Genomic DNA, 13,438 nt, shown 5'->3' with positions numbered 1-13,438 from the left:
GGTGAAGAAAAGAGCTGTTGCGTACATCTTGACGCGCGGCGATCCCGCCCCCAGAGTGGCCGTCATCCAAAAAAACGATTCAACTCTTGCTGTGCAGAGGAGTCGCTGCATGCCACGACAGAGCCTGACGCGAAGACGCTTCGTGATCGGAACCGGGGTGGCGGTCGGAGCTTGGGCGGTCGCCGGGGCGCCGGCCACGGCGACCGACGGCCACGGGCCCCGGGCCGGGTCCACGCCCTCCAGCCCCGCGCTGGCCGAGTTCGCTCCGGGATCGGTACGTCTGCTGGACAGCCCCTTCCGCGACCACATGCGGCGCACCTGCGCCTACCTCGAAGCCGTCGACATCGACCGTCTCCTGCACACCTTCCGCACCAACGTCGGCCTGCCGTCGAGCGCGCAGCCCTGCGGCGGCTGGGAGGCCCCGGGCGTTCAGCTGCGCGGCCACAGCACCGGCCACCTGCTGTCCGGCCTCGCGCTCGCGCATGCCGGCACCGGGGACGACCGATACGCGGACAAGGGCCGCCGTATCGTCGACGCCCTGGCGGAGTGTCAGGCGGCGTCCCCCGCCGCGGGCTACGGCGAGGGCTACCTCTCGGCCTTCCCCGAGCAGGTCTTCGCCGACCTGGAGGCGGGCTCGAAGCCCTGGGCGCCGTACTACACCATCCACAAGATCATGGCCGGTCTCCTCGACCAGTACCAGTTGTGCGGGAACGAGCGGGCTCTGGGCCTCCTTGAAGCCATGGCAGCCTGGGCCGACCGCCGCACCGCCCCGCTCACCCCGGATCAGCTCGACCACGTGCGACGGGTGGAGTGGGGCGGCATGAACGACGTGCTCGCCGCCCTGCACCTGGCCACCGGCAACGAGGCAGCCCTGCGCACGGCCCGCCGCTTCGACCAGGAGGACCTGTTCGGCCCGCTCGCCGAGGGGCGCGACGAGCTGAACGGCCGGCACGCCAACACCGAGATCGCCAAGATCGTGGGCGCGGCCCGGATGTACGAGGCGACCGGCGAGCAGCGCTACCACGCGATCGCCTCGAACTTCTGGGACCTCGTGGTCCACGACCACTCGTACGTCATCGGTGGCAACGCCAACCAGGAGTTCTTCGGCCCGCCCGGCGAGATTGTCAGCCGGCTGTCCGAGGAGACCTGCGAGAACTGCAACACGTACAACATGCTCAAGCTGGGGCGGCGGCTGTTCCTCCACGACCCCGCCCGGGCCGAGCGCATGGACCACTACGAATGGGCCCTGTACAACCAGATGCTCGGCGAGCAGGACCCCGACTCCGAACACGGTTTCGTCACCTACTACACCGGCCTGTGGGCGGGGTCGCAGCGTCAGCCCAAGGGCGGTCTGGGTGCCGCGCCCGGCAGTTACAGCGGCGACTACGACAACTTCTCCTGCGACCACGGCACCGGCCTGGAGACCCACACGAAGTTCGCGGACAGCATCTACTTCCACTCGGCCCGCGCCGGCCGCCCCGAGCTCTACGTCAACCTCTTCATTCCCTCCGAACTGCACTGGCAGGAAGAGAAGGTGACGATCCGCCAGGAAGGCGGCGGATATCCCGAGTCCGGGCGGGTCAGGCTCACGGTCACCGGCTCGCCGTCCCGTTTCCGGCTGCGGATAAGGATACCGGGATGGCTCGCCGACGGCACGCGCCGCCGGACCCCCCGCATCACCGTCAACGGCCGCACCGTCGACTGCGACGTCAGGCCGGGGACGTACGCGACCCTCGACCGGCAGTGGCGGTCCGGTGACACCGTCGAGATGACCCTGCCCCGCGAGGTCGTGGAGCGCCGTGCCCCGGACAACCCGCACGTGGTGGGGTTGTCCTACGGACCGCTGGTGCTGGCCGGCGAGTACGGGACGACCGAGTCCGTGACGATCCCCGCCCTTGAGGACGGCCCGGTACGGCCGGCCGCGGACGGGGGGACCGCGTTCACGGCGCGCGCTGACGGGAGGCCGGTCACCCTGCGGCCCTTCCACCAGGTCCACCACCAGCACTACAACGTCTACTTCGCGCGGCCGCCCCGCCAGGACGGCCCGCGAGACATCGCCCGCTACCTGCTCGACGAGGGCGCCGGCACCACCGTCGCCGACACCACCGGACACCACCCCGACGGCCGGCTCGCCGAGGGCGCGGCATGGACCGCCGGACGCGGAGCGGCCGGAGCGGTGGCCCTGGACGGCTCGGGCGGCCATGTCGTGCTGCCGCGCGGCCTGGTGACCGGTCTGACCGAGCTCACGGTGAGCGCTTGGACGCGCCTGGACTCGGTGGCCAATTCGGCACGGATCTTCGACCTCGGCTACCACAAGAGCACCTACCTCTTCCTCGCCGCCCGCACCGGAACGGGCTTCCCGCGGGCCGCCCTCAAGATCGCCGGGATGGCGGGCGAGGACGTCGTGGACTCCGTCCAGCCGCTGCCGCAGGGCAGCTGGGTCCATGTGGCGCTCACCCTCGGCGGCGGCACGGGAGTGCTGTACATCGACGGGGCCGAGACCGGCCGCAACGAGGCCATGGTCTGCTCACCCCTGCTGCTCGGCGAGACCAGCCGCAACTACCTGGGGCGTTCGCAGAACGCCACCCACCCCTACCTGCACGGTGCCGTGGCGGACTTCCGCATCCACAACCGGGTGCTGTCGCCGCAGGACATGGCGGCGCTGGCACGCAGATAAGGCCGTCCCCCGTCGGCTGTGGACCGGCCGGCCGAGGACCGCGGGCACTCGGCCGGCCGGGGCTCGGCGCGATCCGGGCCGAACCCCCGTGCCGACGGCCGGACGCCGTCGTCCCGGGCATGACAGATCGTCATTCTCCTGTGCCGTCACGCAACAGCCGTGGCGCGCCGTCCCTACGTAGACCAGCACAGAAAGCAGAGCGCACAGCCATGCCGCACATGTTCAGCTCTCCCGAAGGCGCCTCCCGCCTGACCAGGCGCCGCTTCGTGACCCTCGCCGCGCTCACCGCCGCCACCGTCACCGGCGGCGCTCTGAACGGCCTGCCCGCCTTCGCCTCCGGGGACGTCGGTCACTCCGACGTGACCTCCCTGCCCGCCTTCGGCGACGTCGACTTCGCCGACCCCAGCCGCGACAGCCGGCCCGCCGTGTACTGGTACTGGAACGGCCCGGTCACCAACGAGCTCGTCGACACCCAGATGGCCGACCTCCGCTCCAAGGGCATGTACGAGGTCATCGTCTTCCCCTACGACAACGCCGAGATGCAGCCCGCCTTCTTCACCGAGGGCTGGTTCGACGTCATCGAGCACGTGCTGACCACCGCCGAGAAGACCGGCATGAAGGTGTGGCTGTTCAACGACAACCACTTCCCCAGCGGCCGGGCCGGCTACTTCATCACCCAGGGCGGCACCGTCGGTTCGCGCACCTACCAGGCCCGCCCCGACCTGCGCCTGAAGGGCCTGTGGCGCTCCACGCACATCGTCCAGGGACCGACGAGCGCGCGCCCGACCCGGACCACCGGTGTCGGCGTCGACACCGGGAGCCTGGTGGCCGACGCGGCGGTCCTCGCGGGCCCCGCCGTGCTGAGCGACAGCGCCGGATGGGGCGACTGCACCGTCTCCGGCAGCGTCAAGCCCGACGTCACCGCGGCCGGAATGCTGGTGAAGGCCTCGACGACGGGCGAGAACGCACTGCTGGTGGAGTTCGAGCAGACCGGTGTCGTCACCATCAGCCGGGTCGCCGGCACCATGGTCACCCAGCTCGCCCGGTCCACCCGCACCGATGGCTTCAACAAGACCAAGTTCCACACCCTGGCCGTCAAGGTCACCGGTGCCACGGCCACCGTCACCCTCGACGGCAAGGACAAGGGCACCGTCACCGACGAGACCCTGGTCCAGGGCGGCGTCGGCGTGCACGCCCGGGACGGGCAGCGCTCCCTGTGGGACAACCTGACCGTCACCGCCGCCGACGGCACCGCCCTCTACCAGCAGACCTTCGACCAACCGTCCGCCGCGGGCGACTTCACCGTCCGGGACCTGCCCAAGGACGCCGCCCGCCCGGTCGCCGCCACCGCACGCCCCGTGGGTGCCACCGACGCCGGCGACCTGGTCGAACTCACCGGACACCTCGACAGCACCTGGCAGGTGCCCGCGGGGCGATGGCAGATCGACCTGTTCGGCGGGACGACGCTCACCGACGACTCCAAGGGCTACACGCGCGGGTGCGCCGACCTCCTCGACGACGAGCCCGTCGAACTCTTCCTCGACATCGTGCCCGGGGAGTACTACCGCCGCTTCCGCCGCTTCTTCGGTTCCGTGATCAAGGGCTTCTGGGACGACGAGCCGTTCATCGCCTCCGCCGCCCCGCACCCTTTCAAACGCCGGCCCTGGTCGCCCACGCTCGCCGCGGAACTGAAGGCCGTCGGCGCCGAGCCCGGCGCCGCCTACGCCAGCGCCTTCGACGACCTCGGCGAACAGGGGCGGATCCTGCACGGCCGCTACTGGGAGGCCGTCTCCAACCGGTTCGCCCAGTACTTCGCCAAGCAGGCCACCTGGTACGGCGACCGCGGCGTGAGCCTGATCACCAACCCTCTCTACGACGAGACGGCCCCCTCCAAGCGCATGCAGTCCACCGGCGACCTGCACAAGGTCAACCAGTGGGCGCAGGTCCCGGGCGGCGACGCGATCACCGCCGAGTACGAACTCGACACGCCCACCATGGACCCGCGCAACCCCGCCTCCGTCGCCCACCAGATGGGGCGCCCGCGCGTGCTGATGGAGGCCTTCGGCAACATGGGCTGGCAGGTCGCCCCCGACTTCATGCGGGCCCTGCTCGGTGCGTACGCGACCCGCGGCATCAACTTCACCGTGCTGCACGCGCTGTGGACCGACGAGACCCATGTCTACTTCGCGCCGCCGTTCGGCCCCCGCAACCCCTGGTGGTGGGCAATGCCTCCGATCACCGCCTGGATCGGGCGGGTCATGGAACTGGCCCGCGGCACCTCCGGCGCCCGCACCGCGCTGCTGCAGCCGCAGCGTGCCGCCGAACAGTTCACCGCCACCGCCCGCCAGGGCGAGGTCGACGCCGCCTTCGACGAGACGGCGTTCGCCCTGGAACGCGCCCAGGTCGACTTCGACCTGGTGCACGAGGGCGCCCTGGCCGGCGACCCGGACCTGCTCGCGCACGCCGAACCGCGCGACGGTGCGCTCCGGGTCGGCGAGGCCTCCTACGACCTGGTGGTGCTGCCAGTGACCCCGGTGCTGGAGACGGCCGCGCTGCACACCCTGACCTCGTTCGTCCGGGGCGGCGGCACCCTCGTCGCCGTGGGCGACCTGCCCGCCCTCGCCGCCGACGGGGACAACACCACACTCAAGCGTTCGCTGGCGGAGCTCTTCCCGTCCGGCACCGGCAGCCGCACCGTCGGCCGGGGCAAGGCCGTACGGGTCGCGGACGGCGCCGGCCTCGGCGCCGCCTGCCACGCGGCCGGCGCCGCCGCGGCGGTCCTCGAACCGGCTGCCGAGGCCGTGCGGGTACTGCGCACCCGGCGCGGCGAGGACATCGCCTTCCTGTTCAACAACGAGAGCGGCACGGCCGTCAGCACCGAGGCCCTGCTGCCCGCCCAGGGCGTGCCCGAGGTGTGGGATCCGGCGACCGGCGCCACCGGCCCCGCCCTGGTGCGCGGCCTGCCCACCTCCAAGGGTGTCCGGGTGCGGCTCACTCTTTCCCCCTACGAGACCCTCGCGGTCGTGGTGCGCCGGAAGGCCGAGGACACCCCCTACCTCACCGAGACCGGCGGCCTGCCGGTCACTGGCATCACCCGGCACGGCAACAGGCTGCGGGTGACCGCCCTGGGCGAGGCCCCCGGCACGTACCGCCTCACCGCCCGCGACGGCAACCACATCCACACCGGGACGGCCCGCGTCACCGAGCAGCTCACCCCCATCGCCCTCGACGGCGACTGGACGCTCACCCTTGCCCAGGAAGGCGCCGAACCCGTCACCCGCCCTCTGGCCGGCTGGAGCGACATCGCCCGCCTTTACTCGGGCAGCGGCACCTACACCAAGGACGTCACCCTCGACGCCCGCGCCCTGGCCGGGCGGCACCACATCCTCGACCTCGGCACGGTCCGCGAGGTCGCCGAGGTCACCGTCAACGGGCACAAGCTCGCCCCGGCCCTGTGGTCCCCCTACCTCGTCGACGTCACCGAGGCCCTCAAGCCGGGCGTCAACCAGGTCTCGGTACGGGTGTCCAACACCCTCTCCAACGAGCGGAACAAGCCCCTGCCCTCCGGCCTGCTCGGCCCGGTGAAGCTGCTTCCGCGCCTGCCGCTCACGGTCGAACTGGACTGACGCCCGCACCGTACCGGTCACCCTTTTCCCGACGTACTCGTGGAGTTCCGCATGTCTCGCACATCCCGTGCATCACGCACGTCAAGACGATCCCTTGTGCTCGCCTCCGCGCTGACCGCTCTGGTCACCACGGCGCCCTTCGCGCCGCCCGCCGCGGCCTCCCCGCTGCAGGCCACGGCCGCCGCCGAGCAGCTGCGCACCCAGCACCTCAGCAACGCCCTCGGCATCGACGACACCACCCCCGACCTGAGCTGGCAGCTCACCTCCCGCGGCCCCGACACGGTCCAGACCGCCTACCGCATCCAGGCCGCCACCAGCCGCGACCGCCTGATGTCGGCACGCCCCGACCTGTGGGACTCCGGCAAGGTCGAGTCGTCCGTCCCGCAGGCCACCTACGCCGGTCGCACGCCCGGCTCCCGCACCCGCGTCTACTGGAGGGTCCAGCTCTGGTCCCGCGGCGGCTCACGCCCCGGCAACTGGAGCAGCCCCGTCGTCTTCGAGACCGGCCTGACCCGCGCCGCCGACTGGTCCGCGGACTGGATCACCAACGACGACTGGCAGCTGAGCAAGCACACCGTCGAACCGGTCACCGTCAAGGTGCCCCGGACCACCGCCCGGTACGTCCGTCTCGACGTCACCGAGCTGGGCCTGCCCCTCGCCGACGACTTCCCTGCCCTCGCCCACCGGCTCCAGCTCGCCGAGATCGAGGTGCGCGACAGCGACGACCCCGGCACCGACCTCGCCCAGGGTGCCACGGTCACCGCCTCCGAGTCGGACACCGAACGCAAAGTGTGGGAGCCCAAACTCGCCACCGACGCCGTCACCAACAGCGCCTGGAACCAGGCAGCCGGCTACTCCAGCCTGCCGCACAGCGGCTCCGACGTCTCCGACGCACCCGTCACCGTCACCCTCGATCTGAAGGTGACCAAGACCTTCGACCAGGTCGTGCTGTACCCGAGGGCCGACATCCTCACCGACGACGGGCAGGTGCCCGGCTTCCCCGTCGACTACACGCTGTCCACCTCCGACGGGCCCGGCAGCTCGTACACCCGGGCGGCACAGGTCACCGGCCAGAAGCCGCCCAAGCCCTACCTGCCCTCCGCACTGCCGCTGTTCGCGAAGGACTTCACCCTCCCGAGGAACATCCGGTCGGCCCGCCTCTACATCGCCGGACTCGGCGTGTACGACGCCAGTGTCAACGGCGCACCGGTCGGCGACGCCGTCCTGGAACCCGCCAACACCGACTTCGCCGACCGAGTCCAGTACGCCACCTACGACGTGACGAACCGGCTGCGCAGCGGCGACAACACACTGGCGGTCGAGCTGGGCAACGGCATCTCCAACCAGCTCAGCACCGCCGACCGGTACCGCAAGCTGTACGGCAACCGGAGCGACCCCAAGCTGATCGCCCAGCTGGAGGTGACGCTCGCCGACGGCACCGTGCGCCGCATCGCCACCGGCGACGACTGGCGCACCGCCCTCGGCGCCACCACCTCCTCCAACTGGTACGGCGGCGAGGACTACGACGCACGGCGCGAGATCCGTGACTGGGACGAGCCCCGGGGCGACCGCTCCCACTGGGACCGGGCCGTCACCCTCGGCGCCGACTCCGCCCCGGCTGCCCTGAGCGCCCGTGAGACGGAACCCGTCCGGGTCGTCGAGACACTCAGCGGCAAGGAGGTCGACGGGGCCGCCGAAGGCAGCCGGATCTTCGACCTCGGCCGCAACATCGCCGGCTGGCCGGAGATCACCGTCTCCGCCCCCGAAGGCACCACCATTCGCGCCTACCCGGCCGAGAGTCTCAAGAACGGACACGCCTACCAGTCCATCAGCAACGTCGGCGCCCCGCTGTGGGACAGCTACACCACCAGCAACGACCAGCGGTCCGAGACCTGGCACCCCAAGTTCAGCTACCACGGCTTCCGTTACATCGAGATCAAGGGTCTGCCGAAGGGCGCCACCGTCTCGGTGAACGGCAAGGCGCTGCGGGCCGACAACGACTCCGCCGGCTCCTTCTCCAGCTCCGACGACCTGATCAACGGCATCCACTCGCTCATCCGGCGCTCCGTCGAGGGCAACATGATGAGCATCCTCACCGACTGCCCCAGCCGTGAGAAGCTCGGCTGGCTGGAGCAGGACCAGCTGGTCTTCCCCACCCTCGCCGCCAACTACGACATGCGCGCCTACCTCCGCAAGATCGTGCGGGACATGGCCGACGCACAGACCAGTGAGGGCCTGATCCCCTCCACTGTCCCCGACTACGTCGAACTCGCGGGAACCTACCGCAACGACGCCAACTGGGGCGGCGCGTTCGTTCTCGTGCCCTGGCAGCTGTACACCACCTACGGCGACCAGGAGACGATGCGCGCCTACTACCCCCGGATGAAGAAGTACGTGACGTTCCTGGAGCAGAAGGTCTCCGGCGGCATCCTCGACTACTCCCTCGGCGACTGGTTCACCCCGGACAGAACCTTCCCCAAGGCGGTGTCCGGAACGTACGGCTACTGGCACGTTGTCGACACCCTGGCCGACATGGCGAAGGTGCTGGGAGAGGACGAGGACGCGGCCACCTACCGCGCCAAGGCCGACGCCAGCGCCAAGGCACTTTCGGACAAGTACTACGACCAGCAGGGCGGCACCTTCGCCGGCGGCGGCCAGGGCGCGGAAGCCCTCGCCCTGGACATGGGCGCCTACCCGGAGGGCGAACGAGACCGTCTCCTGGACCATTTCACGGCGTCCGTCGAGGCAGCCGACTACCATCTGCTGCTCGGTGAGATCTCCCTGCCGGCCGCGTTCCGTGTCCTGTCCGGTGCGGGCCGGGACGACATCGTCCACCGGATCGCCACGCAGACCACCAGCCCCAGCTACGGCTACCAGGTCCTGGCGGGCAACACCGCGCTCGGCGAGACCTGGGACGGCGGCTCCGGCCAGTCGCAGAACCACTTCATGCTCGGCGCCATCGACTCCTGGTTCACCACCCGCCTGGCGGGCCTCGACCAGGCACCGGGATCGGTCGGTTACCGCGCGCTGCGGATCGCCCCGGCCGTCGTCGGTGACCTGACCTCGGCAAGCGCCACCTACACCACGCCGTACGGCGAGGCGGCCAGCCAGTGGCAGCGCGACGAGGACGGACTCTCCCTCACCGCGCGCGTCCCGGCCGGCACCACGGCCACCGTCGAGGTTCCGTCCACCTCGGGCCAGGTCACCGCCCCCGACGGCGCCCGCCCGGCCGGCCACCGGGACGGAGTGCAGATCTACCGGGTGGGATCGGGCACCTGGACCTTCAAGTCGAGCTTCACCCCCGGTACGTGACCGCGGCTCTCTTGCAGGGCCGCGAAAACGTGACGGGGGATTGAGATCCTCCCCGGCCTGCAGTTATCCGCCGGGGAGGATCTCTGTGTTCGGCGGTAAGGCCCAAGAACAGCCGAGCCTCTCTCGGCTGTCGGGGCAGCGTCCAACCCGGGGCGGGGTCCCTGCATCCCCCGCCTTGCCGAGCATGGTGTCGAGGCGGCGCCAAATCACCCCGCTCCATGGCCACATCCGCGACCCAGTCGCAGCGCAGCCACATGATCGTCCGGACAGTTCCTAGCGGGTCGGCAGGTGGAAGGTGCGGTGCAGCTCCTGCAGACGGCCGGTCAGAGCCGGGACAGGGCCCTGGACCACGAGGCCGGGCACTACGTCCTGGACCGCCAGGGAACGCACCGGTGATGACGGTACGCCGAACTCGGCCAGCCACTGCGTCAACTGGGCCGCGGAGTGCGCATAGACGATGCGGCCGAGGCCGACCCAGCCGTGTGCGGCCGAGCACATGGGGCAGTGCTCGCCGGAGGTGAAGACGGTGGCCGCGGCCCGCTGGCGCGCCGGGAGGTGCACGGCGGCCCAGCGGGCCAGTTCGAACTCCGGATGCCGGGTGCTGTCGCCGAGACTGTGCACGCGGTTGCGGTCTTCGGCGAGAATCTGGCCATCGGCACTCACCAGGACGGAGCCGAACGGCTCGTCCCCGGCCTGCAGTGCCTCGGCCGCCAGCTGTACGGCCCGCTCCAGGTGCTGGTGTTCCACGTCGGTCAGTTCGGCAGATGACAAGACTCGCTCCTCACGTGTACAGGATCACCCTCGCCGTCGGGGGCAGATCCCACGGAACCCACCGTGCCAGGCCGTGGCCTGCGGCGTCCAAGAGATGTCGGCCATCCCGGCCATCGGCGTCTATTGCCACGTGTGATCGAAGTCTGCAGCCGTGGTGTTCCACAGGAACCAACGGTGGCCGTCAGCGGTATGAACGCCCCTCGTGCTCCGAGACCCAGTGGTGAGCTCCATGGTGGTCCCGGATCCATTCGATCTGGTCACTGACCCAGCGTCGACGGCTGTCGTCGTCGCTCAGCCGGTGACTGACCGGTCGTGGTCCCGGATCTATTCGATCTGGTCACTGACCCAGCGTCCACGGCTGTCGTCGTCGCTGCCCCGGACCTCGTCCCAGCTGCCGCGTCGGTAACTGCCAGGCCCTGGGTCTGGCTCATCTCGAGGGCCGGCTGAAGGACTGGCGCGGCATTGCCGCACGCTTCGACAAGACGCCCGAGAGCTACCTCGCCGGCCTCGAACTCCGTGCCTCAATGATCTGGCTCGAAGATCTCTTGCGAGCAGCCGATTGATCACGACATTGCACAGGCCCTAGATCCGTGCCCGGGGGCGGGCACGGCCGCTGGGGGGGACTGCTGGACCCCCGCTCTGCGCCTACCGCTAGAGTGCGATGCTTGTTCGATTCGCCGTGAGGTGGAGGGGGAGGGGTCGTGAGCGCGCAACTGAGGGACACCGCCGGGGAGTTGGCGGAGATCTTGTGGCGGGAACACACCGTGTACCGGGAGCGGTCCGGCGGTGTGGTCATCCGGGGTGAGCATGTACGGCGGTGGATCAGCCTCGCGCCGGCGGGCGGCCGGGACGAGGTCCTCGTACGCGCGGGGCGCATCCTGGACGGTGGCACCACCGCTCCGGCGCGTTCGGAGGCCGTGGTTCCCCTCTCCGCCGGTACAGGCGTGCTCGCCGCGACCTGCCGTCGCCTGCTCGCCGAGGCGGCGGCCGATGCGGCGCCGGTCGTGCCGGGACGGGCAGCGCCCGGGCGGTCCAATCAGTCCGGGAAGGCCGCGCGCCCCAAAGGCAGCGGGAAACACACCAGTTTCGGTTCATGGGTGATCCTCGCCTGTGTCGTCGGTGTGATCGCCCTGTACGTCTACAGCACCGCGATGCACGGCTAGGGTGCGTTTCAGAAGTGGATCTTGATGTGTCAAGATCCACTTCGTGGGAAGGCGTGATCTGACGAATGCGCAGTGGGCGAAGCTGGAGCCGTTGCTCCCGGTCGGGAAGAAGCCTGGGCGGCCGCCGGCGCACACCAAGCGGCAGCTGATGGACGGCATGCGCTGGCGCACCCGAGCTGGTGCTCCGTGGCGGGACGTGCCCGAGCGGTACGGCCCGTGGGAGACGGTCTATGGCCTGTTCCGGCGTTGGCAGCGGGACGGCACCTGGCACCGCATCGTCGGGCAGTCGCAGGCCCGGGCCGTTCGAGTGCGCCGCGGCCGGCGGCCGTCTCCAGGGCGTCGGTGACCAGCTCGGCGCGGTGGTGGTCGGCCATCGCGTACCCGATCACCTCACGGGTCGCCAGATCAATCACCGTTGCGAGGTACCACCAGCCCTCGATGGTCGGCAGATACGTGATGTCGCCGACCAGTTTCCGACCGGGCCGCTCGGCGGTGACGTCACGGCCGACCAGGTCCAGGGCGGGGGCGGTGGGCGACTGGGACGACGGCCCGGTGCGGGCCGGCGAGTTGTCGGAGGCGCCCAGGCACGTGAGGCACGACCCCGGTCAGCAGGTGGAAAATTGGTTGAGCCTCGGATGATCACGTGGCAGGCTCGCCAGCCTTGACTGAGATCACCAAGTCGCACGACGACGGGGTGGACGTCGATGGATCCCCGGTGGCGCGTCTGCTCTCCACGCGGCGATGACATCCGGGGTTTCGGTGAACAGCACGCGTTATGGAGGACTGATGGCATCGATCAAGCAGTTCCAAGTCACTTTCGACTGCGCAGAACCTGAGCGCCTTGCTCGTTTCTGGTGCGAGGTGTTGGGGTACGTCGTACCGCCGCCACCGGAGGGGTTTGCCACTTGGGACGATTTCAAGCGCTCGCAGCCACCTGAGCAGCGGGATTCATGGTTCGCCTGCAGTGATCCCTCAGGTGTGGGCCCGCGACTGTACTTCCAGCGCGTCCCGGAAGGGAAGGCCGCCAAGAACCGGCTGCATCTTGACGTGCGGGTCGGCACCGGACTCGTAGGTAAAGAGCGCCTCGCCGCACTTGAGGCCGAATGCGCACGACTGGTCCCGCTCGGCGCGGTACACGTGCGAACGCTGTATGACGGCAATGATTCGTGCATCCCGATGCAGGACATCGAGGGCAACGAGTTCTGTATCGACTGAGGGGCCGCGAACGCGTCCTCGTTCTGTCCCCATGGGCCAAGACGAAGAACGCCCCCCGACACTGTCAGGGCGCTGCAGCGCTTCCACCGTTCGGCGATGGATCCCGTACCTTCGGGCGAGCGCCCGGACACCCGTGCCCTCAAGCCGCGCGTGGTTCAGCCAGCGCCGGGCAGCTTTACGTGGACGGTGCCGTCGCTGTCCACGCTCACCTGGAAGGACGGCTGCGGTGCGGTGGCCGGCCCGCGTACGTTCGCGCCGTCCGACAGCCTGAAGACACTGCCGTGCCAGGGGCATTCCACGCAGCCGTCGGCGATCTTCCCGTCCGACAGGGGCCCTGACAGGTGGCTGCACCGCTCCGCGAGGACATGAATGCGGCCGCCCCGCTGACGGAACACCAGCAAAGGCACCTCGCCCAATTCCCGCCGCACGGCCTCGCCGACGGGGAAGTCCTCCACTCTGCCGACCGGGTGCCAACCCTCTTCCAGCAGATGCGGGACCGCTGCCGTTTTGTTGGCGCCTGCGGCCTGGCGATAAGCGAGGTGGCCACCAAGCATCCCGCCGGTGCCGGCCATACACAGCCTGAAGTTCCCCCTCTGAAGTGGACAGCCTGATACTGGGACGGATGGGTCCCGGAGGAAGCAGTCCAGGTTGAGTGGCAAGAGCAACATGAGCAA

The 13,438-nt window shown here is 70.0% G+C and carries 7 protein-coding genes and 2 pseudogenes; 6 read left to right on the top strand and 3 right to left on the bottom strand.

Annotated features, from left to right (window positions below):
- Nucleotides 1-109: 109 nt before the first annotated feature.
- From AB0I23_RS34960 to AB0I23_RS34950, 3 genes are all read left to right on the top strand, one after another.
- On the top strand, nucleotides 110-2,677 hold the full coding sequence (locus tag AB0I23_RS34960; RefSeq protein ID WP_359115742.1) for a beta-L-arabinofuranosidase domain-containing protein: 2,568 nt from the start codon (nucleotides 110-112) through the stop codon (nucleotides 2,675-2,677).
- 209 nt (nucleotides 2,678-2,886) lie between these two features.
- Entirely contained in the window at nucleotides 2,887-6,303 is a 3,417-nt protein-coding gene (locus AB0I23_RS34955; RefSeq protein ID WP_359115739.1) for a glycosylhydrolase-like jelly roll fold domain-containing protein, read from the top strand.
- Nucleotides 6,304-6,354: 51 nt separating this feature from the next.
- On the top strand, nucleotides 6,355-9,615 hold the full coding sequence (locus AB0I23_RS34950) for a family 78 glycoside hydrolase catalytic domain (protein WP_359115736.1): 3,261 nt from the start codon (nucleotides 6,355-6,357) through the stop codon (nucleotides 9,613-9,615).
- 273 nt (nucleotides 9,616-9,888) lie between these two features.
- On the opposite strand, the gene AB0I23_RS34945 is transcribed toward AB0I23_RS34950, so the two are convergent.
- Complete coding sequence (locus AB0I23_RS34945) at nucleotides 9,889-10,386, bottom strand: nucleoside deaminase (RefSeq protein WP_359115733.1); 498 nt, start codon at nucleotides 10,384-10,386, stop codon at nucleotides 9,889-9,891.
- A gap of 701 nt (nucleotides 10,387-11,087) precedes the next feature.
- On the opposite strand from AB0I23_RS34945, the gene AB0I23_RS34940 reads away from it, so the two are divergent.
- Together AB0I23_RS34940 and AB0I23_RS34935 are read left to right on the top strand one after the other, a co-directional pair.
- On the top strand, nucleotides 11,088-11,549 hold the full coding sequence (locus AB0I23_RS34940; protein WP_359115730.1) for a hypothetical protein: 462 nt from the start codon (nucleotides 11,088-11,090) through the stop codon (nucleotides 11,547-11,549).
- A 43-nt stretch (nucleotides 11,550-11,592) separates the two neighbouring features.
- The gene (locus AB0I23_RS34935; protein ID WP_359115727.1) at nucleotides 11,593-11,895 is read left to right on the top strand and encodes a transposase; all 303 of its coding nucleotides are present in this window, start codon (nucleotides 11,593-11,595) and stop codon (nucleotides 11,893-11,895) included.
- Here AB0I23_RS34935 and AB0I23_RS34930 read toward each other — a convergent pair.
- A pseudogene (locus AB0I23_RS34930) lies at nucleotides 11,855-12,094 on the bottom strand (DDE-type integrase/transposase/recombinase); the annotation flags it as partial. The gene AB0I23_RS34935 and the pseudogene AB0I23_RS34930 overlap by 41 nt on opposite strands.
- Before the next feature lie 241 nt (nucleotides 12,095-12,335).
- Here AB0I23_RS34930 and AB0I23_RS34925 point away from each other — a divergent pair.
- Entirely contained in the window at nucleotides 12,336-12,764 is a 429-nt protein-coding gene (locus AB0I23_RS34925; RefSeq protein WP_099505056.1) for a VOC family protein, read from the top strand.
- 155 nt (nucleotides 12,765-12,919) lie between these two features.
- Here the strand turns inward: AB0I23_RS34925 and AB0I23_RS34920 are convergent.
- Nucleotides 12,920-13,342 (bottom strand): annotated as a pseudogene (locus AB0I23_RS34920) (Rieske (2Fe-2S) protein); the annotation flags it as partial.
- Nucleotides 13,343-13,438 lie beyond the last annotated feature (96 nt).

Origin of the sequence: Streptomyces atratus (assembly GCF_040655115.1) — a bacterium.
In the GTDB taxonomy this organism is placed as follows: Bacteria; Actinomycetota; Actinomycetes; order Streptomycetales; family Streptomycetaceae; genus Streptomyces; species Streptomyces atratus_D.
This window is presented reverse-complemented; position numbering and strand designations above follow the sequence as displayed.